The sequence below is a fragment of the Gordonia amarae NBRC 15530 genome (genome assembly GCF_000241345.1).
GTDB classification, from domain to species: Bacteria; Actinomycetota; Actinomycetes; order Mycobacteriales; family Mycobacteriaceae; genus Gordonia; species Gordonia amarae.
The window spans coordinates 1-23671 of record NZ_BAED01000002.1; the positions used below are offsets into that span (position 1 = coordinate 1).

Consider the following 23671-nt stretch of genomic DNA (forward strand, 5'->3'; position numbering starts at 1 on the left):
TCCACCGACTGTGACGCGCTGGTGAGCCTGCGGCCCGGCACGATGCCCACTCCCCGGAAGATGCCTGCCCGCAGCACGATGGCCGATATCTTCGCGCGGGGCCGGCTCATCGTGGGCCTCGACATCGGCAGCAACCTGTTCAGCTTCCGCGACACCATCACCGGCGACATCAAGGGATTCGACGTCGACGTCGCCCAAGCCATCGCCCGCGCGATCTTCAACGATCCCGACCAGATCGAATTCCGGGTCCTCACCTCCGGTGAGCGGATCGCGGCCCTGCAGGCCGGATATGTCGACGTCGTCGTCAAGACCATGTCCATCACCTGCGACCGCCGCCAGGATGTCGCCTTCTCCGCGCCGTATTACGTTGCCAACCAACGCATTCTGGCGCAGCGCAACGCGGGGATCAGCGATACCGACGACCTCGCGGGCAAACGGGTCTGCGCGGCGCGCGGAGTGACGTCGATCGGCAGGCTCCAGTCGATCGTGCCCACCGCGAAGATCACCACCACCAGCACCTGGGCCGATTGTCTGGTGATGTTGCAGCAGGGGCAGGTCGACGCGGTCAGTACCGACGACGCGATCCTCGCCGGGCTGGCGGAACAGGATCCGTGGGTCAGCGTCATCGGGCCGAGCCTCGGTGAGGAGAACTATGCGGTGGGCATCGCGAAAGGACACGATGATCTGGTCCGGTTCGTCAACGGTGTACTCGAGAACCTGCGCGACTCGGGGCAATGGCAACAGATGTACAACCGCTGGCTGTCGATTCTCGGCCCCGGCTACCCGCCCGTCCCCCGGTACGAGGACTGAGCGACCATGACCGGTTCACCCACCCCAGCGCACCCCGGCGGCACCTCCCCGCCCGACGGGGACCACACGACAGAACCCAACAGCACCGAACCGAACAGCAGCGAATCCAACAGCAGCGACCCCACTTCGGCGACCACCGACAGGGTGCGGTCCGCCGACGTCGACGATGGTACCCAATCGGTCTCCCGGGACGAGCTCGGGCTCGGGACCGATGCCGACACCGACGAGGACGACGGAGACAGCACGCAGGCGGCGGCGTTCGACCCATTCGCCGACGACGAGGACGACGAGGACGACGACGAAGAGGACGGGGACAAAGACGACGGGGAGCGGGATGACGGGGAGGACGACGACCACACCCAGGCCGCGGCGTTCGACCCCTTCGCCGACGACGAGGACGAAGACGACGGGACCCAGGCCGCCCCGTTCGACCCGTTCGCCGACGACGACGAGGGAGACGGCACCCAGGCCGCGGTCTTCGACCCGTTCGCCGGCGACACCGGCACCGGCACACAGGGGTCGGTGTACAACCCGTTCGCCGGTGACACCGACAAGGTGCCCCGGCGCCCACCGCCTCCCGAACCGGTCACCGGATATTCCACCGGCAGCACCGGACCCGTGTCGTCAGAGGCCATCACCACCGGCTCCACGCTGCGCCTGATCCCGCAGAATCACCTCGGCGTCCACGACCGGCGGCTGGGCAGCGGACTGGTGGACCTGCCCAAGATCCACGACATCGACCCCGCCGACGCCGTTCTCACCGGCGCGGTCATTCCCGAGGGCAAACGCCGCTGCTGGCGGTGCGGCCGGCCGGTCGGGCGCACCCAGGGCAAACACGCCGGACCACTGACCGGCGACTGCCCGAAATGCGGGGCACACTACTCGTTCGTGCCCGGTCTCGACCCCGGGACGCTGGTGGCCGACCAGTACGAGATCGCCGGCGCCATCGCCCACGGCGGCATGGGCTGGCTGTACCTGGCCACCGACCGCAACGTGTCCGACCGGCCCGTCGTCCTCAAAGGCCTGCTCAATTCGTCGGATTCGGAGGCGCAGCAGGTGGCGCTCGCCGAACGGCAGTTCCTCGCGTCGGTGAATCATCCCGGCATCGTCAAGATCTACAACTTCGTCGAGCACCCCGACCAATTCGGCCAGCACATCGGCTACATCGTGATGGAGTACATCGGCGGTCAGACGCTGAAACAGCTGATGGCGGCGCAGAAGTCGGCCGCCGACAGCGATCGGGGGCTTCTGTCCATCGAGCAAGCGATGGCGTACGTGCTGGAAGTGCTTCCCGCCGTGGGTTATCTGCATTCGGTGGGCCTGGTGTACAACGATGTCAAACCCGAGAACATCATGGTCGCCAGCGACGATGTGAAGCTGATCGACCTCGGCGCGGTGTCGGCGATCAACGGCTACGGACACCTGTACGGCACACCGGGATTCCAGGCGCCGGAGATCGTGCGCACCGGACCGCAGGTGGCCACCGACATCTACAGCATCGGCCGCACCCTCGCGGTGCTCACGCTGCCGATGCCGCGCAAGAACGGCCGTTACCTCGACGGCCTGCCCAGCCCGGAAGACTCAGCTGTCCTCACCGACAATCCGTCGTATCATCTTCTGCTGCAACGCGCCACGGCACCCGATCCGGCCGACAGGTTTGTCTCCGCGGAGGAGATGACCACACAGGTGCTCAACGTGCTGCGCGAGGTGGTGGCCGTGCACACCGGTGTGCCGCGGCCATCGTTGTCGACGGTGTTCAGCCCGCCGCGCACCACCTTCGGCACCGAACTGCTGCTCGGACCGGTCGACGGCTTCTTCGACCCGGACAAGGCGGCATTCTACGACCCGCTGGACATCGCGCACGCGCTGCCTGTGCCGCTGGTCAGTCCCGCCGACCCGGCGGCGGGCATGCTCACCTCCGCCGCCCTGTCCTCGCCCCGGCAGACCCTCGACTCGATCAAAGTGGCACGCGCCGATGGGTTCTCGTCGATCTTCGGTACCCCGTCCACCGATCCGCATCCGTCGCTGGAGATCGATCTGGTGGAGGCGCGCGCGCACCTGGAACTCGACCAGGTGGACACCGCGATGGAGCTGCTGCGCAAGATCACTGTGCACCACGGTGATTCGTGGCGGGTACGTTGGTATATGGGTGTGTGCGCGTTGCGCAACGGTGAGCCGGAGATCGCGTACGAACGTTTCGACGATGTACTGCAGGCGATGCCGGGCGAGATCGCCCCGAAGATCGCCGTTGCCGGCACCGCCGAGCTCATCGGCCGCTGGCTGGCCGACGAACGCCTGGCCAGTCCCCGGCGGATCACCGAGTGGACCACCATCGCCGCCCACCACTATCACGACCTGTGGTGGACCAACCACACCATCATCACCGCGGCGTTCGGGCTGGCCCGGCTGAACACGGCCGCCGGCCGGATCGCCGAAGCGCTCGAACCTCTCGACGAAGTACCCTCCACCAGTAGGCATTACAACACCGCCCGGGCCACCGCCGTGCTCATCCTGGTCCATGGGCGCAAGTCCGAGGACATCACCCGCGAGGAAATCACCGCGGCCGCGGCCCGGCTCGAGCAGATCCCCGACAGCGAGCCACGTAAGGCCCGCCTGACCCTCATCGTCCTCGGCACCGCGCTGGGCTGGATTGCGGTACAAGATGATCCGCCCACCGACTCGAAGGTGAAGATCCTCGGCTATCCGTTCACCGAGCTCGGTCTGCGGCGCGGCACCGAGAGTTCCCTGCGGTCACTGGCCCGGCAGACCCGCTCCAACCGCGACCACCGGTTCATGCTCGTCGACCTCGCCAACTACGTCCGCCCCGAAACCCTCTTCTGAGTTCGCTGGGCCAGGACCCGAAACCCGGTGAGACGACGCCGGATCAGGCCTCGGCGACGACCGCGGCGGACTGCCGGGCGATGGCGAGTTCCTCGTTGGTAGGAACGACCAGCACGTCCACCGTGCCACCGTCCGCCGAGATGCGTCGGGGGTCCTTGGAACGCACCGCATTCCGGTCGGGGTCGATGACAATGCCGAAGTTCTCCAGGCCGGCGAGGGCGTCGGCGCGCAGACCGGCGGCGTTCTCCCCGACACCGGCGGTGAACACGATCGCATCGAGGCGGCCGAGGTCGAGCATGTAGGCGCCGATGTACTGGCGCAGGCGGTGCACGTACACGTCGTAGGCAAGCTTCGCCGATGCGTCGCCCTGCTCGATCAACTGGGTGACGGACCGGAAATCGCTTTCGCCACAGAGACCTTTGAGACCCGACTGCTTGTTGAGGAGGGTGTCGATCTGCTCCGCCGACAGTTTGGCCACCCGGTGCAGATGGATGACGACGGCGGGGTCGATGTCGCCGCTGCGGGTACCCATCACCAGGCCTTGCAGCGGAGTCATACCCATCGAGGTGTCGATCGGCTGCCCACCGCGGATCGCCGACGCCGACGCGCCGTTACCGAGGTGCAGCACGATCTGATTCAGCTCGGTCGGCGGCCTGCCGAGGAACTCCGCCGCCTTGGCCGAGACGTACTCGTGGCTGGTGCCGTGAAAACCGTAGCGCCGGATGGCATGCAGGGTGGCCACACCGCGGTCGATGGCGTAGGTCGACGCCGCGTCGGGCAGGCCGTGGAAGAATGCCGTGTCGAACACGACCACGGCGGGAACGTCGGGCAGCAGTTCGCCCGCGGCGCGCATCCCGATCAGGTTGGCCGGATTGTGCAGAGGTGCGAGGGTGGAGATGCGGTCGATCTCGCTCATCACGTGCTCGGTGACCAGCGTGGGCATGAAGAAGGTGCGCCCACCGTGCACCACCCGGTGCCCCACCGCCCGCAAACCCGCTGTGGCCAGGTCGATCCCGCCCTCGGCGAACAGCGCGACGACCCGTTCGAAGGCGGTCTTGTGGTCGGGCAGCTCGATCTGTTCGGTGACCTCTGTGCCGTTCTGCTCGTGGGTGATCGACGACCCCAGGTCACCGATCCGCTCGCACAGTCCCTCGGCACTGACCACCTCGGTATCGGGGTGTACCAGTTGGTATTTCAGCGACGACGAACCCGCGTTGAGAACCAGCACCGCACCCCTGATTCCCGTGTGACCGACACTCATGTCGCTCCCTTCCCGGCAGACTGGGCCTGAATGGCGGTGATCGCCACCGTGTTCACGATGTCGGACACGAGCGCACCGCGGGACAGGTCGTTGATGGGCTTGTTGAGGCCCTGCAGCACCGGCCCGATGGCCACCGCGCCCGCGCTGCGCTGCACCGCCTTGTAGGTGTTGTTGCCGGTGTTGAGGTCGGGGAAGATCAGCACCGTCGCCTTACCGGCGACCGGCGAGTCGGGCATCTTGGTGGCCGCGACCGACGGCTCGACAGCAGCGTCGTACTGAATCGGCCCTTCCACCAACAGATCCGGGCGACGCTCACGCACCAGCCCGGTGGCCACCCGCACCTTGTCGACGTCGGCGCCCGAGCCGGACTGTCCCGTCGAGTACGACAGCATCGCCACGCGTGGTTCGATCCCGAACGCCGCCGCCGTCTCCGACGACGAGATGGCGATGTCGGCGAGCTGCTCGTCGGTGGGATCGGGTACCACCGCGCAGTCGCCGAAGGCCAGCACCTGATCGGCCAGGCACATGAAGAACACGCTCGACACCGTCGACACACCGGGCTTGGTCTTGATGATCTCGAACGACGGCCGGATGGTGTGCGCCGTGGTGTGCGCGGCCCCGGACACCATGCCGTCGGCCTTACCGGTATGCACCATCATTGTGCCGAAATACGAGACGTCGCGCACGATGTCACGGGCGGCTTCCTCGCCGATCCCCTTGTGCTTGCGGAGCTGGTAGTAGACCTCGGTGAACTCGTCGACCAGCTCCGAGTCGAGCGGATTGATGACGTCGACACCGTCGAAGTCGATGCCGAGCTCGTCGGCGCGGCCCCGCACCACCACCGGGTCGCCGAGGATCGTCAGTCGGGCCACCTTGCGGCGCACCAGGATTCCCGCGGCGCGCAGGATGCGGTCGTCGTTGCCCTCGGGCAGGACGATGTGGCGCAGGTCCGCCCGCGCCCGGGCGAGCAGCTCGTACTCGAACATCTGCGGCGTGACCACCTGCGCGAGCGGCACGTCGAGCGGTTTCATCAGTTCGGCGACGTCGACGTGCTTTTCCATCATCGCGATGGCCGCCTCGATCTTGCGGGCGGAGAACCTGCTCACCTGACCGCGGGTGTGGGCGGCGGTGCGCGCCGTTTCGTAGGTGCCCTGCTCGCAGGCGATGATCGGCAGCGTGGCGCGCAGCCCCTTGACGAGGCTGTCGATCATCAGATGCGGCCGCAGGCCACCGTTGAGGATGATTCCGGTGAGTCTCGGGAATCCCTGCGCCACATTGGCATTGACCAGTGACAGCAGTACGTCGGAACGGTCGGCCGGGGTGATGACGACGGTGCCGTCAGTGATGCGTTCGAGGATGTGCTCGACGGTCATGCCGCCGACCATCACCCGCAGCGCCTCCCGGTCGAGCAGTTCCGGGTCGCCGCTGTACAGTTCGGCGCCGAGCGCCTCCTTCAGCTCACCCATGGTGGGCGCCACCAGGATCGGGTCCTCGGGCAGCGCCCACGACTGCACCCCGGTCCCGGCCAGCGCGGCGGTGATCTGCTTGAGTTGCGCCGGATCGCACCGGTTGGCGATCAGCACCGCGGTGGTGGCGTGCGCGGCCGCGATCTCGCCGATCAGCAGGTCGGCGTGGGCGCGCAGGGTCTGCGGGGTCTGGTCGACGGCCCGCAACGCCAGCACCACCGGCGCCGATAAGTTGGCCGCGACCCGCGCGTTGAACGACAGCTCCGACGGGTTGCCGATGTCGGTGTAGTCCGAGCCGAGGATCAGCACCGCGTCGCAGCGTTCCTCGACGGCGTGGAACCGGGCCACGATCTCGGCGACGGCGGCGTCAGGGTCGACGTGCACGTCGTCGTAGGTCACGCCGAGGCAGTCGTCGTAGTCGAGGTCGGCCGACGCGTACTCCATCAGCAGTTCGAGGATACGGTCGCGATCGCCGTTGGCCTCGGCGCGGAAGATGGGCCGGAACACCCCGACCCGGCCGCTGGTGGCGATCAGCAGTGCGAGCAGGCCGAGCGCGATCGCCGATTTTCCGGTGTCGCCTTCGGCGGATGCCACGTAGATGCTTTTGCAGGAAGGCGCTGATTCAGGCGTCGCCGACTGTCCCATGGGGTAAACCCTAACGCCCCGGGCCACATCGCGTGATCCGAGTCGGCAAGGCAGCCCCACCGGTTCCCCACCACCTCCGGTTCCCCACCGCCACGGGTTACCCACTGCCGGTTGAGGTGCGACGAGCCGCCAGGCGAGAAGCCTCGAAACCCGGTGAGCCGACATTGTCATCGTGCGAGGTTTCGAGGCTCGGTCGCTGGGCGACCTCACACCTCAACCGGCAACGGGCCTTCCCCGGTTGAGATGCGACCACGAGGTTTCGAGGCTCGGTCGCAGGGCGACCTCACACCTCAACCGGCGACGGGCCTTCGCCGGTTGAGGTGTGACGAGCCGCCAGGCGAGGAGCCTCGAAACCCGGTGAGACGACGATGTCCGTTCCCACCGGGTGTCGAACTCAGCCGGCGGAAGGGGTGAGGTTGCGCAGTCGCGGTTCGAGGTCACGGGCGAAGTTGTCGAGGAAGCGGCGCTGGTCGTGGCCGGGTGCGTGGAACACCAGGTGGTTGAGTCCGGCGTCGGTGTAGAACTTGACCTTCTCGACGGCCTCGTCGGGGTCGGAGGCGACGATCCAGCGCTTGGCGACCTGCTCGATGGGCAGTTCGTCGGCGAGGCGTTCCATCTCGGTGGAGCTGTTGACGCTGTGCTTCTGTTCGGGGGTAAGCGACAGCGGCGCCCAGAAGCGCGTGTTCTCCAGTGCCAGTTCGGGATCGGGGTCGTAGGAGATCTTGATCTCGATCATCCGGTCGATCTCGGCGGTATCGCGGCCCACCTTCTCCGCGCCCTCCTTGACGGCCGGGATGAGCTTCTCGGTGTAGAGCTCGGCGCCCTTGCCGGAGGTGCAGATGAAGCCGTCGCCGGCACGGCCCGCGTAGCGCGCCACCACCGGTCCGCCGGCGGCGATGTAGACGGGGACGGGCTTGTCGGGAATGTCGTACATGTAGGCGCCCTGCGTCTTGTAGTACTCGCCGTCGAAGTTGACCTCCTCGCCGGTCCACAGCTCACGCATCAGCGCGATCGACTCGCGCAGCCGGGCGAAGCGTTCCTTGAACTCTGGCCACTCCCCCTGGAAACCGGTGGCGTACTCGTTGAGCGCCTCACCGCTGCCCACTCCGAGCATGATGCGGCCGGGGTACAGGCAGGCCATCGTCGCGAAGGCCTGCGCGATGACGGCCGGGTTGTAGCGGAAGGTGGGGGTCATCACCGAGGTGCCGATCTGCACGCGCTCGGTGCGCTCGCCCACCGCCGCCATCCAGGCCAGCGAGAACGGGGCGTGGCCGCCGTTGTGCCGCCACGGCTGGAAGTGGTCGCTGACGGCCACCGAGTCCATGCCCGCCTGCTCGGCCGCGACCGCGATCTCCACCAGTTCACGCGGGTCGAATTGCTCGGCCGACGCCTTGAATCCGAGTTTGAGTTGTTGCGCCACCTGCTTCTCCTTCACTGCGGTCCCGACCTCGGCAGTACCTGCCGTCTTGTCAGATTTCGCCCGAAACGAGCTCCCGAGCGAGCACTCGCTCACCAACGTACCCGGCGGACTTTTCACGGTGTCACCCGGATCACACCGGCCGTCACACCGGGCCGCCACACCACGCGACCGCCGGCCTGTGGGCAAGGTCGTTGCGCGAATCCGGCACACCCCCTACCGTCGAACGGGCATTCGATCATGTGTCTTTCCATCGAGCCAGGGAGTGCCGCCGTGACCACCTTGCCTTCCGACGACGGCGTGTTGCGCTGTTCGTGGGCGAGCCGCGAACCCGAGACCGCCTACCACGACACCGAGTGGGGTTTCCCCGTCGGCGACGACACCCGGCTGTTCGAGAAGATCTGTCTCGAAGGGTTCCAGTCCGGGTTGTCGTGGCGCACCATCTTGCTCAAACGCGACAACTTCCGGGAGGCGTTCGCCGGTTTCGACATTCCGACCGTCGCCGGATTCGGCGAGCGTGAGGTGGAGCGGCTCCTCGGCAACGCGGGGATCATCCGGCACCGCGGCAAGATCAACGCCACCATCAACAACGCCGCCCGCGCTCTCGAACTCATCGACGAAGCCGGCTCGCTGGCCGCCTTTGTGTGGCAGTTCGAGCCGGACGTACCGGCCGCATCACCCGAACCCGTTACCACGACACCGGAATCGGGGGCGCTGTCCAGGGCACTCAAGAAGCGCGGCTGGAAGTTCGTCGGCCCCACGACGATGTACGCGTTCATGCAGTCGATGGGTGTGGTCAACGATCACGCGCCCGGCTGCGTGACGTACGAGCCGGTGGTCCGCGCCCGCGAGCGGTTCACCCGGCCCACGCCGGCCGGCGCGGTACCGTTGAGCTCACCATGACTTCCCGATCGACCGAGTGGCTGACCGAATTCACGGCAGCGCAACATGATCCGAAGACAATTGCGCTTTTCGTGCGGCGTACGGCGGATGTGATCGCCGAGCGGACCGGGCCGCTGCCCGATGACGTGCAGGCCACGATCGGCAAGGCGATCGAGGAGCATTGGCGGGCGTTCCTGGGCGAGGTGACCGCCAACGACCGGGGTATCACCGAATTGGTGCCCGCCGCACACAAACTCGCTGTGCAACTGGCCGCGCACCATCTTGATCTGCCGGTGCTGCTGATGATCTACCAGGCCGCGCAGGCAGCCTCGTGGGAGTTCGCGGTGGGCGTGGTGGCCGACGCCCCCGACGACCTGGACCACACCACGCTGCTGATCTGGTTCTGGACCAAGGCATCTCGCTGGTTCACCGCGTCAATTGAGTTGTCGGTGGCGGTGTACCAGGAGGAGTTCAACCGGATCCGGCAGCGCGGCGACACCCGGCGGCACGAACTGGTTGCCGACGTCCTGGCGGGCACGGAGATCGGGGCAGCCGAACTGTCGGCGGAACTCAGCGGCTACCGGGTCAGCGGGGTGCCGCATGTCGCGGTCATCGCGCACGCCCTGACCGCCGACGCCATCGAAGGGCTCGAACCCGCGGTGACCGCGCTGTCGGCGGTCCTGCGGGGCGCCGCGCTGACCCTGGTGCGGCCCGGTGGCCGTGAACTGTGGGGCTGGATCGCGGCCCCGACGCTGCGCGGCGCCGACCTGAGCCCGCAAACGCTCGGCATCGACGCGTCGGCGGTCCGGCTCACCGTCGGCGGACCGGCCACGGGACTGGCCGGGTTCATCGCCGCACACCAGGACGCGCGCACCGCGCAGCGGGTGGCGCTGGCCCCGGCCCGGGAGGTCGCCGTCACCCGGTACGACGAGGTGACGGCCCTGACCCTGCTTGCCCTCGACCACGCCTCGGCCGCCCGCTTCGCCCGCCACACCCTGGGCCCGCTCGCCGACCCGGACCAACAGCAGCTACGGGACACCGTGCGTGTCGTGCTGACCTCACCGGATCCCGCCGACGTCGTCGCCGCCCGGCTCGGGGTGCACAAGAATACGGTGCGCTACCGGGTTCAGCAGGTCGAGCGAATGCTCGATCGCCCGCTCCAAACCGGAGCGGGCGATCTGCTGCTTGCCATCGACTATCTGGAGGCGTTTCCCAACGATTAGCGGCGGGCCGGCGGCGGGTTCGGTTGACCCGTCCCCGTCTGGACGACCGAGTGAGCCGGGCGACGAAGGAGCCCGCGTGAACGAGGGAGGAAGACGGGGACTTCCGGGTCAGCCGAGGCCCGCCGCCGAAGGCAGAGGTATGAAGTCGACCTTGTCGCGCACACCGCAGTCGGGGCAGACCCAGTCGTCGGGGATGTCCTTCCAGGCGGTGCCGGCCGCGAAGCCCTCGGCCTCGTTACCGGAGGCGACCTCGTAGGTGTACTCGCAGCCGGGGCAGCGGGCGGCCAGCACCTCGGTGGCGTACACCTGCCGGGTCACGTCGTCCTTCTCCAGCTCGAGGTCGGTTCCGGGCGGCGGGAACTTGGCGACCAGCTTGTCGAGCTTGCCGGGCTGCACGTTGGCCAGCCGGACATCGCCGTCGAAGTGGGCGACGACGCGCGGGTCCATCACCTTGCGCCACAGCGGCGGGATCACGGCCAGGACGATCATGCCCGCGTAGCCGGTGGGCAGCGTCGGAGATTCCTTGTAGTCGCGCAGCGTCTGGTAGCGGCGGGTGGGGTTGGCGTGGTGGTCGCTGTGCCGCTGCAGGTGGTACAGCAGGATGTTGGTGCCGATGTTGTTGGAGTTCCACGAGTGCGACGGCAGGACCCGCTCGTAGCGGCCGGTCCGCGTCTTCTGCCGCAGCATGCCGTAGTGCTCCATGTAGTTGACCACTTCGAGCAGCGAGAAACCGACGACGGCCTGCAGGATCAGGTACGGGATGACGTCGAAGCCGGCGATCGCGATGATCACACCGAACAGCACAATGGTCATCGCCCAGGCGTTGAGGACGTCGTTGCTCCAGTGGAACGGGTGGGTTTCCTTGCGTTCGAAGCGCTTCTTCTCACTGCCCCAGGCGCTGCGCAGCGAACCGGAGACGGTGCGCGGCCAGAAGCGGTAGAAGCTCTCGCCGATGCGCGACGATGCCGGATCCTCGGGGGTGGAGACGCGGGTGTGGTGGCCGCGGTTGTGCTCGATGAAGAAGTGGCCGTACGCGGTCTGGGCGAGCGCGATCTTGCCGAGCCAACGCTCTTCCTTCTCCCGCTTGTGGCCCAGTTCGTGGGCCGTGTTGATAGCGATACCACCGACGCAGCCGATGGAGATCGCCAGGCCGATCTTGTCGATGACCGGCCAGTCGGTGGTGCCGACCAGGTACATCGCCAGGATGAACCCGGCGTACTGCAGCGGCAGGAACGCGAAAGTGACGTACCGGTAGTACTTGTCGTTCTCCAACTCCTCGATCATCTCGTCGGGCGGGTTGGAGGTGTCGATGCCGATGATCAGGTCGGCCAGCGGCACGATCACGAAGATCACCACCGGCCCGGTCCACAGGAACACTCCCCAGCCCGTGAGCAGGTACAGGCCGAGCGCGACGAACGCCAAGGACGGCACCACCAACCCCATCAACCAGAGGTAGCGCTTGCGGTCGCGCCATTGTTCGGTGGTGCCGTCCGGGACGACTCCCGAGGCCTTCAAACTCATAGCTGTGTTCTCCCTGAGATCTTTACAACGACTGATGTCATAAGATTGGCAGGGAGATAGATCACAATCAAGAAGGAAAATGCACAGACTTCGGACCCGAGACTGTGTTTTTTCACAATCATTACAACGCTCGTGTGAAGATGCGACCCGCACGTGGCCTCGGAGACGACTGCGCCCCGTGCAGCGAACGCCTATGGCGCTCACCACACGGGGCAGCATGCTCCGCGGTGTCAGGGACGGGTCAGTCGTCCTCGTCGTCGTCACCCCGGCCACGGACGGGTGTGCGGGCCGGCGGCGCGGGCGCCAGCCTGCGCTTGCGGAACTGCAGGTACACCATCGCGAGGTTGACCAGGATCATCGCGACACCGACGATCCCCCAGCCCCACCGGCCGTCGGCGAACCAGCCGATCGACAGGTAGCCCACGCAGCCGATGAGGATGATCGAACCGACCACCGTCATCGCCATCGACACGCCCGCAGCGGTGCGCTGCATCTCAGAGAGGGTCACCGGAACGCGTCCCATCCGGTCAGCGCCTTGCCGATCATCAGCTGGTGCATTTCACTCGTCCCCTCGTAGGTGAGCACGGACTCGAGGTTGTTGGCGTGCCGGATCACCGGGTACTCCAGGGTGATGCCATTGGCGCCCAACAGGGTTCGGCATTCACGGGCGATGGCGATGGCCTCGCGCACGTTGTTGAGTTTACCCAGGCTGACCTGCTCGGGTGCGATCTTGCCCGCGTCCTTCTGCCGGCCCAGATGCATGGCGAGCAGGAAGCCCTTGCCCACCTCCAGCGCCATGTCGGCGACCTTGGTCTGGGTGATCTGGTAGCCGGCCAGCGGCTTGTCGAACACCTCGCGGGTGCCGGCGTAGTCGATCGCGGTCTGCAGGCAGTCGCGGGCGGCGCCGATCGCGCCGAACACGATCCCGAACCTGGCCTCGTTCAGGCAGCTCAGCGGGCCACGCAGCCCCTCGACGCCGGGCAGCATCGCCGACGCCGGCAGCCGCACGTCCTCGAGCACGATCTCGCCGGTGATCGACGCCCGCAGCGACATCTTGTGCTTGATTTCCGGGGCGCTGAATCCGGGGGTGTCGGTGGGGACGACGAACCCGCGCACCCCGCGCGCACCTTCGGCGAGATCGGTCTTGGCCCACACGACGGCGACGTCGGCGACGGGCGCGTTGGTGATCCACATCTTGGCGCCGTTGAGGATCCAGTCGTCGCCGTCACGCTTGGCAGCCGTGCGCATACCGGCCGGGTTGGACCCGAAATCGGGTTCGGTGAGACCGAAGCAGCCGATGGCCTCGCCCTTGGCCATCCGCGGCAGCCATTCCTCGCGCTGCTCGTCGGAACCGAAGGCGCGGATCGCGAACATCGCCAGCGACCCCTGCACCGACACGAAGCTGCGCAGACCGGAGTCGACGGCCTCGAGTTCGAGGCAGGCCAGGCCGTAGCTGACCGCGGACGTGCCGGCGCAGCCGTACCCCTGCAGGTGCATGCCGAACACGCCGAGCTCGCCGAGCTCGAGCGCCAGGTCGCGGGCGGGCAGGGTGCCGTCCTCGAACCACTGCGATACGTGCGGACGCAGGCGTTTGGCGCCGAAGTCGGCGACGGTCGAGGCGATCGCACGCTCCTCGTCGTCGATCAGTGCGTCGAATGCGAACAGGTCGGCGATGCTACGTGTGGATGCGCTCATCGGATCCTCCTCAATTGGCCATGGCTACGGCTTGAACTCTGCGTCAAGTCTGAGTGACCAGGATCGCCGTCGCAACGAAAACAGACACAACAACTATCGCAGCGACCACCAACAACACCGCCGACGGCCCCGGCATGTCACCCCCGTCACGCAGCACCGTCATGGTGCGCCGCCACCGGTAGCCGCCGGTCACGGCAATCGCCGCACCCACCACCACCATCAGCACCCCGATGGTCGCGTCGAGCCATTCGGAGCTCTCGCTGGGCGCGACGTAGACGATCGCGACACCACCGGCGATGAAACCGAGCGCGGTGCGCACCCAGGCGAGGACCGTACGTTCGGCGGCGAGGGTGAAGCGCGCGTCGACGCTGCCCGGCGGGTTCGCGGGCGCGGCGCCGGGCCGGTCAGCCGACCTGTTCGTCTCGGGCATCGGCGCCGCGCGTGTCGGTGTTCCGGGCGGCCCGGACGGCCGCGGTGGCGAAGTCCGCGGTCAGCCGCAGCGCCTCGCGGGACTCGGGCAGGTCCTCGATGAGCATCGGGAAGGCATGCACCTGCCAGGCGTAGCTGTGCAGCTGCACCTCGACGGCTGCTGCCATGAGCCGTTCGGCGAGGACGATCGCATCGGGTTCGAGCATCTCGTTCTCGGCGGTGATCAGGATGGTCGGCGGGAACCGCCGCGGGTCGACGTCGACGAGGTTGCGGATGCCGGCCAGCGCCACCGGACCCCGGTCGAGCAGCGGCACCAGCGTACGCATCTTGCCTATCGACAGATACGAATCCGACCGGCTCGACCGATCCGGGTTGGCGTCGGCGTCGAGGTCCAGCCACGGTGAATACCCGATCCACGCCGTGGGGGCGGGCAGCCCGGCGCCCTCGGCCAGCTCGATGACCTTGCCGCACAGGTAGCCGCCCGCCGAATCACCGGCGACGACGATGCGCCGGTAGCCGCGTTCGGTGAGCAGCTCGCGGTAGGCGTCGAGGGCGTCGGCCACCGAGGTCCCCACCCCCGCCTCGGGAAGCTGCCGGTATTCGAGGGCGAACACCGGCAGTCCGGTGGCCCGCGACAGCCTGCCGGTGATGCCCCGGTGCGTGCCGATGCCGGCGACGACGAACGCGCCACCGTGCAGGTACAGGATCGCGGTGTCGCAGTCGCCGCGGCTCGGCCCGGCGGGCATCGTCAGTTCGGTGCGGCGCCCGCCGAGGGTCACCCATTCGGTGACCACCCCGCGGGGCGACGGCGCCTTGTCGGTGATCTTGGCGTCGAGCTTCGGCAGGATCGACATGCCGGCCTCGGTCAAGGGCCACAGCGACAGCAGCGGCCGCAACGTGAGGCGCAGGAACAGGAACACGAAGTAGGAGCCCACACTCGGATGTCCGTGACGGGTGATCGACATCGTTGTCCTCTCGTCCGGCGCACCGGGCCGTCGCAATCGTGCGGCCGGCATGACCGGGCGCGCTCCCCGTCGCTGAACCTACACGCAGGCGCGGCGCAGGTGTCCCAAGCGGCCGGGAAATCGGTGGGTGAACACTCGTCGTCTCGGGCCACACCGGGGCCTACCGGGCGATATTCTTTCCCGGTGACGATCGGTGGCGATGCATGAACCAGATTCCGGATCACTACCTGCTGTCCGGACAGGCGAGCCCGCCCCGCACGCTGTGCGACATCCTGGACGCCACCGCCGCGAATCACCCTGACGCCCCGGCCATCGACGACGGCGACATCACGCTGAGCTACCGCGAGCTGCTGGCCGTGGTGCGGCGCACCGCGTCCCGCCTGCAGGCCGCCGGGGTGCGGCGCGGGGGTCGGGTCGGCGTCCGGATGCCGTCGGGGTCCCGGGACCTCTATATCGCGATCCTCGGCACCGTGTACGCGGGCGCCGCCTACGTGCCCGTCGACGCCGACGACCCCGAGGAACGCGCCACGCTGGTCTTCGGCGAGGCCGGGGTCGACGCGATCATCACCGCCGACGGCATCGACAACCGGACGACCGAGACACCGGACGAGACCGACGACGGCCGCCCCACCACCGACGACGACGCGTGGATCATTTTCACCTCCGGCTCCACCGGCACCCCGAAGGGCGTGGCGGTCACACACCGCAAGGCGGCGGCCTTCGTCGACGCCGAGGCGCGGCTGTTCCTGACCGGTGATCCGCTCGGACCCGGCGATCGGGTGCTGGCCGGGCTGTCGGTGGCGTTCGACGCCTCCTGCGAGGAGATGTGGCTGGCCTGGCGCAGCGGCGCGTGCCTGGTGCCCGCACCGCGTGCCCTGGTGCGCAGCGGCATGGATCTGGGGCCGTGGCTGGTGCAGCGGCAGATCAACGTCGTCTCCACGGTGCCGACGCTGGCGTCGCTGTGGCCGCCGGAGGCGCTGGAGGCGGTGCGGCTGCTGATCTTCGGCGGTGAGGCCTGCCCTCCCGAACTGGGTGAGCGCCTGGCCGTCGACGGCCGCGAGGTGTGGAACACCTACGGCCCCACCGAGGCCACCGTCGTCGCGTGCGGGGCAATGCTCGACGGCACGGGCCCGGTACGCATCGGACTGCCGCTGTACGGCTGGGATCTGGCCGTCGTCGACGCCGACGGGCAGCCGGTGTCCGAGGGCGAGGTCGGCGAACTGGTCATCGGCGGGGTGGGACTGGCGCGGTATCTCGATCCGGCCAAGGATGCCGAGAAGTACGCGCCGATGCCGACGCTCGGCTGGGACCGCGCCTACCGGTCCGGTGACCTGGTGAAGCTCGAATCGGAAGGCCTGCTGTTCCAGGGCCGCGCCGACGACCAGGTGAAGGTGGGCGGGCGGCGCATCGAACTGGGCGAGATCGACAATGCGCTGCAACAGCTTCCGGGTGTCGGCGGGGCCGCGGTGGCGGTACGCAAGTCGGCCGCCGGAAACTCGCTGCTCGTCGGTTATCTGGTGTCGACGGACCCGGATTTCGATGTGGCACAAGCTCATCGGCTACTGACCGAACGACTGCCCGCACCGATGGTGCCCCGCCTGGCGCTCGTCGACGAACTGCCCACCCGCACCTCCGGCAAGGTCGACCGCAACGCGTTGCCGTGGCCGCTGCCCGGGATCGCCGCCGACGCCGCCGGCCTGAGCGAGACCGAACAGTGGCTGGCAGGTCTGTGGACCGACGTGCTCGGCATGCCCGTGGGCGACGCGAACGCCGACTTCTTCACCGAGGGCGGCGGCTCGCTGTCGGCGGCGCAGTTGGTCACGGCGATCCGCTCGCGGCATCCCGAGGTGACCGTCGCCGACCTGTACGACCATCCGCGCCTGGGCTCCCTCGCCCAGCACCTTGACGACAAGCACGCGCCGCAGGTCATCGAAGAACGGTACGTCCGTCCCACACCACGAACGTCGGGACTGGTGCAGTTACTGCTGTCGGTGCCGCTGACCACCCTCACCGGTCTGCAATGGGCCACCTGGCTGGGCGTGGTCAACAACGTGGCGGCCGCGGTGGTGAAGGCCGCCGACCGGAACGTCGACTGGCTGGTCACCGCGAACTGGTGGGTCGTGATCATCGCCTTCCTGGTGTTCATCACCCCGCCCGGCCGGATGGTCATCGCGGCCGTCGGGTCGCGGATCCTGCTGCGCGGCGTCGGGCCAGGCAGCTATCCACGTGGCGGCAACGTGCACATCCGGCTGTGGGTGGCCGAGCGGCTGCTCGAGGCCAGCGGTGCGGCCAACCTGTCCGGTGCGCCGTGGATGATTCACCTGGCCCGGGCGCTCGGCGCGCAGGTCGGGCACGGCGTCGACCTGCACACCATCCCCCCGGTCACCGGCCTGCTCACCGTCGGCGACGGCGCGTCCATCGAACCGGAGGTCGACCTGGCCGGCTGGTGGATCGACGGCGACGTCGTGCACATCGGCGAGATCGTGATCAAGCCGGGCGCGTCGATCGGGGCGCGGTCGACGCTGATGCCGGGCACGGTGATCGGCCGCGACGCCGAGGTGGCAGCCGGGTCGGCGGTGTTCGGCAAGGTCAAGGCCCGCCAGCACTGGGCCGGATCACCGGCCAAGAAGGAGGGCAAGGCGTCACATCCGTGGCCCGACCACCGGCCCGCCCGGCGCAGTTGGTGGGTGCCGCTGTACATCGTGTCGTCGCTGTTCCTGGCGGCGGTGCCGCTGGTCTCGCTCGGCGCGGGGCTGGCGGTGATCGGGACGTGGGCGCTGTACGCCGACCGGCTGCGCGACGTGCTGGTGCGCTCACTCATCCTGATCCCGGCCGCGGCCGTCGTCTCGCTCGGGGTGTTCGCGCTGATCACACTGGTCTCGGTGCGGCTGCTGTCGGTCGGGATGACCAAGGGTTATCACCCGGTGCGTTCCCGCGTCGGCTGGCAGGTGTGGCTGACCGAACGTCTCCTCGACTCGGCCCGCACCTACCTGTTCCCGCTGTACGCGAGCCTGCTCACGCCGATCTGGTTCCGGGCGCTCGGGGTGAAGGTGGGCAAGGGCACCGAGATCTCGACCGCGCTGGTGCTGCCCAAGTTCACCACCATCGACGACGGTGCGTTCCTCGCCGACGACACCATGGTCGCCTCCTACGAACTCGGCGGCGGCTGGCTGCACATCGACGACGCCAAGGTGGGCAAACGCTCCTTCCTCGGCAACTCCGGTATCACCGGGCCGGGCCGCAAAGTCCCCAAGAACTCGCTGGTCGCCGTCCTGTCGGCGACGCCGGAGAAGGCGAAGTCGGGGTCGAGCTGGCTCGGCAGCCCGCCCGTCCGGCTGCGCCGCACCTCCGCCTCGGCCGACACCTCCCGCACCTTCGACCCGCCCACCAAGCTCAAGGTGGCGCGGTCGATCATCGAGACGCTGCGCCTCATCCCGGTGATGGTGTCGTTCGGGCTCGGCATCTTCATGCTGCTGGGCCTGCAGTACATCGCCTTCCACAGCAATATCGTCGTCGCGGGCGTGGTCTCCGGACTGCTGCTGCTGGTGGCCGGCGCCGCCGCCTGCTGCATCGCCGCCGCCGCGAAATGGCTGGTCGTCGGGAAGATCCCGGTTTCCGAGCAGCCGCTGTGGAGTTCGTTCGTGTGGCGCAACGAGTTGTCGGACGCGTTTGTGGAGACTGTCGCCGCACCGTGGTTCGCCAACGCGGCCACCGGCACCCCGATCCTGAACGTGTGGCTGCGCATGCTGGGGGCGAAGATCGGCAAGGGCGTGTGGTGCGAAACCTACTGGCTGCCCGAGGCCGACCTGGTGACCCTCGGCGACGGCGCCACCGTGCAGCGCGGCTGCGTCGTGCAGACTCACCTGTTCCACGACCGCGTCATGGCGATGGACCACGTCACCCTGGAAGCCGGTTCGACCCTCGGCCCGCACTGCGTCGCCCTGCCCGCTGCCGGGCTCGGCGAGTCCGCCACCGTCGGCCCGGCGTCGCTGGTGATGCGCGGCGACGTCGTCCCCGCCCACACCCGCTGGCAGGGCAACCCCATCGCCCCCTGGAACGGGTAGCCGGAGCCTCGTCCCGCGTCATGAACGTCGTCCCGCTTATCGGATGTCGCGCTATCCGATAAGCGGGACGAAATTTGGAGCGCGGGAAGGCTGCGTCGTCAGCGGAGCGTCGGGGAGGAGGTCGGGCAGGCGCGACCCCGAACCGCTACGAGCGGCCGGCCGTTCGCTGGCGGCCCTCGCGCAAACGATGGGTGATCAGAACCGCCCCGACCGTCCCACATTGTGAGCGTCGTCGCGCGTCGCTGACGTCCCGTAATTGATACGAGCGCCAATCCAGATCAAATAGCTTCCCGAAGCCCGGATGTATGTGATCCAGATCCGCGGTTGTAGCAGATCGGGCTCACCTGAGACGAGGCTGAACGCACGGCGTGTGGAGTTTCGTGTCCTGCATCAGTGACTTACATTGGCCACAATCGCCACAGACCAGGAAGGGGTTGGTACGCACATGCGTGATCAGGGCCGGGCACGAACGGCATGGTTGTCCGGTGCGCACGCGTACCGATCGGGGCGCACCGCGACGGCGACGATGCAGTTCGAGCATGCTGTCGCCATCGACGAGGGCATGGCCGACGCCTGGCTCGGGCTGCACGCGCTCTCGCACCGGCCCGACCAGGCGCTGGAGGCGATGGCGCGGTACGAGCACCGCTTCGGTGAGGAGCGCCGGCGTTCACGCACCACCCTCGATTCGCGGTTCGCGATCGGCCCGTACGTCACCTACCGGCTGCGCAGCCACGACGACCTGTGGTCGGCGGTGGCCGCCTCACACCTGAACAACAAGGAACACAATCTCGCCCGCACGGCCATCACGCGGATCACCCCGGACACCGAGCAGGGCACCTACCTGCGCGGATACCACGCCTACGTGACCGGCGACCGCGACGAGGCGATCACCTCGCTGCGCGGGGTGATGGGCCGCGACAAATACCTCGACGCCTCGTCCCGACTGCTGAGCGCGATCCTGCTGGCCGAGGCGGGGGCGATGGCACCGGCCAAGGGCTACCTGACGTCGCTGCTCGAGCAGGAGTTCCTGCCGCAGATCCACGCCGAAGCGCTGCTGGTGCGGGGGCTGATCACCCGTGCCGAGGGCACCGAGGACGCGGCGATGAACGACTTCCACCACGCGTACGCGCTGCGGCCCGACCTGCCCGGACTCAAGGAGGCGATGGCAGGCCGCGAGGCCGCCCCCCGGATCACCGTCACCCGGGCCGCGGCGGCCGTCTCGGATGCCCCCGCGCCCCGGACGAGCGGCGCACCCGTCGAGGAGGACGTCCCACCGCCCGACAGCGCACCCGCCGCCGACACCGGCGACACCCTCGAAGCGGTGCTCGCCGACCTCCACAGCCAGGTGGGTCAGCAGTCCATCAAACGGCAGGTGATGATCATCCTGGCGCAGACCCGCGCCCAGATCGCCCGCCGCGACGCCGGCCTGCCGCAGCCCCGGATGACCGAGCACTTCGTGTTCACCGGCCCGCCCGGCACCGGCAAGACCACCATCGCCCGCATCATCGCCCGCCTCTACAAGGCTCTCGGCATCCTCGACGGCGGGCACGTCGTCGAGGTGGACCGGTCGGGCCTGATCGGCCAGTACCACGGGCATACGGTCGCCCAGACCAAGGCCAAGCTCGACGAGGCGATGGGCGGGGTGCTGTTCATCGACGAGGCGTACGCCCTGCACACCGAGGGTTTCACCGACGGCGACCCGTACGGCACCGAGGCCATCGACACCATCCTCAAGCGGATGGAAGACGACCGCGACCGGTTCGTGGTGATCGCGGCCGGCTACCCCGAGCCGATGCAGCGCTTCCTCGACTCCAACCCGGGCCTGCGCTCACGGTTCACCACCACCATCGACTTCGCGTCGTACTCGTCGACCGACCTGATCAAGATCGCCGACTCGATGGCCGCGGCGTCGGGCGACAGGCTCACCCGCAACGCCTACGGTGTGCTGGAGAACGTGCTGGCGGTGCTCGACGCCCAGGGCAGGCTCAAGGATCCGTCGTTCGGCAACGCCCGGTTCGTGCGTAACCTCATCGAGAACGCGGCCCGGCAGCGCGATCTGCGGCTGTTCGCCGAGATCGGCGGCGACACCCCCGACACCGATGAGCTGACCACGATCACCTCCGACGACATCCGGGCGGCTGCCGGCGCGCTGCGCTGACGGGTGCTTGTCAGCTCTTGATCTTGCTGTAGACGAAGTGGTCGACGGCCAGCGTGCCGGCCTGCGCGAAGCAGACCGCGGCCAGTGCGGCGATGAGCGCGAGCTGGAACTCGTAGCCGCCCGCGTAGTCCCAGAACCCGGCGTCGAAGCGGATGAAGTAGATTTCGATGCCCAGGTCGACGATCAGCAGGACACACGCCACCGGCAGGGCCAGCCCGATGGCCACCGCGACGCCACCGATCAACTCGACCCACGCCGAGTACTGCCCCACGAGGTCGGGCCACGGCACCCCCGCGGCGTCGAAATCCCGGGCCACCTGCTCGACTCCCACGTCGAATACCTTCTGCCAGCCGTGCATCACGAAAATGACGCCCAGGATCAGACGTGCGACGAGATGCGCGTACCCGTTGATACCCTTGACCATCGTCCCCTCCACTCCACCAATGCTGGTGTCGAGAATATGCGTACATCCGGACACGCACCCGCAACACGCGCACCACCCGGCACACGTGCTGCTGTCATGCCGACGGCGACGAACACCCCGACCCCCCGACCACCCCGGCGCATAAACACCTGCCGGGTGACAATCCCGCGCTGAGGGTAACGTGAGTGAGCGCGTGGTGCCGGGGCGAGCGAAGCGACGGGAGATGTCACGGCGAGCGAAGCGACGGGAAATGTCGCGGCGAGCGCAGCGACGGGAAATGTCACGGCGAGCGAAGCGACGGGAAATGTCGCGGCGAGCGAAGCGACGGGAGATGTCGCGGCGACCATGAAACACTCGCAGTGGACGAGATCGAGCAGTGAAGGAGCGATGCGTGCCGGGTAAGTCGGGCCGCCGAACGCCAGGAACGCCCCTACTCGGCGCACCGTCGGACGCACTCGACCCGTATCTGCCGAACAACGGCAACCTGGGCTTCCGGGTGCTGCGCTACGACCTCGAACTCGAGTACAAGGTCGCCAGCAACCGGCTCGACGGCACCGCCACGCTGACCGCCACCTCGTACCGGGAACTGCGGCGCTTCACCCTCGACCTGGCCGCCGCGATGCGGGTGAGCCGGGTCAGCGTCAACGGCAAACGCGCCCGCTACACCCACCGCGACAGCAAACTCGCCGTCACCCCCGACGCCGCGATCCCACCGGGCGGCGCGCTGACCGTCGCGGTGCGCTACACCGGGTCGCCACGGCCGATCAGCGGCGCGTGGGGCGAGGTCGGCTGGGAGGAACTGACCGACGGGTCGCTGTGCGCCAACCAGCCCAACGGCGCGGCGTCGTGGTTCCCGTGCGACGACCACCCCAGCTGTAAGGCGCCGTACCGGATCTCGATCACCACCGACAGCCCGTACTACGCGCTCGCCAACGGGACGCTCGTGGACAAGCGGGTGCGCGGCTCACGCACCACCTGGGTGTATCAGCAGGTCGAACCGATGTCGACCTATCTGGCGTCGGTGCAGATCGGCCAGTACAAGCGGGTCAGCCTGCGGCAGAAGCCGTTTCCGGTGCACGCGATCTTCCCACCGCGACTGAGCCGTGACTTCGACGTCGACTTCGGCAGGCAGCTCGAGATGATCGACGCGTTCACCGAGATGTTCGGGCCGTACCCGTTCCCCGGGTACACCGTCGTCGTCACCGACGATGAGCTGGACATTCCCATTGAGGCACAGAGCTTTTCGACGTTTGGCGCCAATCATTGCGACGGCAGCCGGCATTCGGAGCGGCTGGTGGCGCACGAGCTGGCGCATCAGTGGTTCGGCAACTCGGTGACCCTGGAACGCTGGCGCGACATCTGGCTGCACGAGGGTTTTGCCTGCTACGCCGAATGGCTGTGGAGCCAGCGTTCGGGCGGGCCGTCGGCCGACGAATGCGCCCGCAAGTACTACCAGAAACTGCGGTCGACGGCGGTGCGGGTGCCGCTGGCCGACCCCACCCCGGCGAAGATGTTCGACGACTGGGTGTACAAGCGCGGCGCGATCACCCTGCACGCGCTGCGGCTGCGAATCGGTGATGGCAACTTCTTCGCCCTCATCCGCCGCTGGACCGAGAAGTACCGGTACGGCACCGCCACCACCGAGGACTTCATCTCGCTGGCCGCCAACTATTCGACCGAACCGCTCGGCGAATTGTGGCAGCAGTGGCTGTTCACCCCCGCCCTGCCGCCATACCCGGGTCCGGGCAAGTGAAGCCTCCCCCTCGTCGGTTGAGGTGCCACACTCGTCGGTTGAGGTGCCCCACTCGTCGGTTGAGGTGCGAGGTCGCCCTGCGACCGAGCCTCGAAACCCGGTGAGATGACATTGTCG

16 protein-coding genes are annotated in these 23671 nt (G+C 68.1%); 7 read left to right on the plus strand and 9 right to left on the minus strand.

Features of this window, described 5'->3' with window-relative positions; all coding sequences use genetic code 11:
* A partial coding sequence (locus GOAMR_RS00085) for a glutamate ABC transporter substrate-binding protein (RefSeq protein ID WP_005180949.1) occupies positions 1–810 on the plus strand: 810 nt, incomplete at its 5' end.
* Between the two features lie 6 nt (positions 811–816).
* The gene (locus GOAMR_RS00090) at positions 817–3651 is read left to right on the plus strand and encodes a serine/threonine-protein kinase (protein ID WP_005180952.1); all 2835 of its coding nucleotides are present in this window, start codon (positions 817–819) and stop codon (positions 3649–3651) included.
* A 43-nt stretch (positions 3652–3694) separates the two neighbouring features.
* Here GOAMR_RS00090 and GOAMR_RS00095 read toward each other — a convergent pair whose 3' ends face one another.
* From GOAMR_RS00095 to fgd, 3 genes are all read right to left on the minus strand, one after another.
* Positions 3695–4912, minus strand: a complete 1218-nt coding sequence (locus tag GOAMR_RS00095; protein WP_005180953.1) for an acetate kinase — start codon at positions 4910–4912, stop codon at positions 3695–3697.
* The gene (gene pta / locus GOAMR_RS00100; RefSeq protein WP_083836785.1) at positions 4909–7023 is read right to left on the minus strand and encodes a phosphate acetyltransferase; all 2115 of its coding nucleotides are present in this window, start codon (positions 7021–7023) and stop codon (positions 4909–4911) included. Before pta ends, GOAMR_RS00095 begins: the two co-directional genes overlap by 4 nt.
* A 394-nt stretch (positions 7024–7417) precedes the next feature.
* Positions 7418–8443: a glucose-6-phosphate dehydrogenase (coenzyme-F420) gene (gene fgd / locus GOAMR_RS00105; protein WP_005180957.1), complete on the minus strand. Its 1026-nt coding sequence runs from the start codon at positions 8441–8443 to the stop codon at positions 7418–7420.
* A 237-nt stretch (positions 8444–8680) separates the two neighbouring features.
* Between fgd and GOAMR_RS00110 the strand changes: the two genes are divergently transcribed.
* Together GOAMR_RS00110 and GOAMR_RS00115 are read left to right on the plus strand one after the other, a co-directional pair.
* The gene (locus GOAMR_RS00110) at positions 8681–9343 is read left to right on the plus strand and encodes a DNA-3-methyladenine glycosylase I (RefSeq protein WP_050942533.1); all 663 of its coding nucleotides are present in this window, start codon (positions 8681–8683) and stop codon (positions 9341–9343) included.
* Positions 9340–10545 carry a PucR family transcriptional regulator gene (locus GOAMR_RS00115; RefSeq protein WP_005180962.1) on the plus strand — a complete coding sequence of 402 codons (1206 nt, stop codon included), beginning with the start codon at positions 9340–9342 and terminating at the stop codon, positions 10543–10545. Before GOAMR_RS00110 ends, GOAMR_RS00115 begins: the two co-directional genes overlap by 4 nt.
* A gap of 108 nt (positions 10546–10653) precedes the next feature.
* Here the strand turns inward: GOAMR_RS00115 and GOAMR_RS25700 are convergent, their stop codons facing one another.
* The 5 genes from GOAMR_RS25700 to GOAMR_RS00140 form a co-directional block, all read right to left on the minus strand.
* A complete protein-coding gene (locus GOAMR_RS25700; RefSeq protein WP_005180965.1) occupies positions 10654–12066 on the minus strand; it encodes a fatty acid desaturase in 1413 nt (470 codons plus the stop codon).
* Positions 12067–12307: 241 nt separating this feature from the next.
* A complete protein-coding gene (locus tag GOAMR_RS00125; protein ID WP_040513921.1) occupies positions 12308–12559 on the minus strand; it encodes a hypothetical protein in 252 nt (83 codons plus the stop codon).
* Positions 12560–12570: 11 nt separating this feature from the next.
* Positions 12571–13761 (minus strand): acyl-CoA dehydrogenase family protein, encoded by a 1191-nt coding sequence (locus GOAMR_RS00130; RefSeq protein ID WP_005180971.1) that lies wholly within the window; start codon positions 13759–13761, stop codon positions 12571–12573.
* 43 nt (positions 13762–13804) lie between these two features.
* Positions 13805–14191 carry a YidH family protein gene (locus GOAMR_RS00135; RefSeq protein WP_005180974.1) on the minus strand — a complete coding sequence of 129 codons (387 nt, stop codon included), beginning with the start codon at positions 14189–14191 and terminating at the stop codon, positions 13805–13807.
* Complete coding sequence (locus GOAMR_RS00140; protein WP_005180976.1) at positions 14166–15155, minus strand: alpha/beta hydrolase; 990 nt, start codon at positions 15153–15155, stop codon at positions 14166–14168. The genes GOAMR_RS00135 and GOAMR_RS00140 overlap by 26 nt, the downstream gene beginning before the upstream one ends.
* 203 nt (positions 15156–15358) lie before the next feature.
* Here GOAMR_RS00140 and GOAMR_RS00145 point away from each other — a divergent pair, with 203 nt between their 5' ends.
* Together GOAMR_RS00145 and GOAMR_RS00150 are read left to right on the plus strand one after the other, a co-directional pair.
* Positions 15359–19219 carry a Pls/PosA family non-ribosomal peptide synthetase gene (locus GOAMR_RS00145; protein WP_005180978.1) on the plus strand — a complete coding sequence of 1287 codons (3861 nt, stop codon included), beginning with the start codon at positions 15359–15361 and terminating at the stop codon, positions 19217–19219.
* Positions 19220–19664: 445 nt separating this feature from the next.
* The gene (locus GOAMR_RS00150; protein ID WP_005180981.1) at positions 19665–21377 is read left to right on the plus strand and encodes an AAA family ATPase; all 1713 of its coding nucleotides are present in this window, start codon (positions 19665–19667) and stop codon (positions 21375–21377) included.
* Between the two features lie 10 nt (positions 21378–21387).
* Here the strand turns inward: GOAMR_RS00150 and GOAMR_RS00155 are convergent, their stop codons facing one another.
* Positions 21388–21801: a DoxX family protein gene (locus tag GOAMR_RS00155; RefSeq protein WP_005180982.1), complete on the minus strand. Its 414-nt coding sequence runs from the start codon at positions 21799–21801 to the stop codon at positions 21388–21390.
* 391 nt (positions 21802–22192) lie between these two features.
* Here GOAMR_RS00155 and GOAMR_RS00160 point away from each other — a divergent pair, with 391 nt between their 5' ends.
* Positions 22193–23554 carry a M1 family metallopeptidase gene (locus tag GOAMR_RS00160; RefSeq protein ID WP_005180984.1) on the plus strand — a complete coding sequence of 454 codons (1362 nt, stop codon included), beginning with the start codon at positions 22193–22195 and terminating at the stop codon, positions 23552–23554.
* Positions 23555–23671 lie beyond the last annotated feature (117 nt).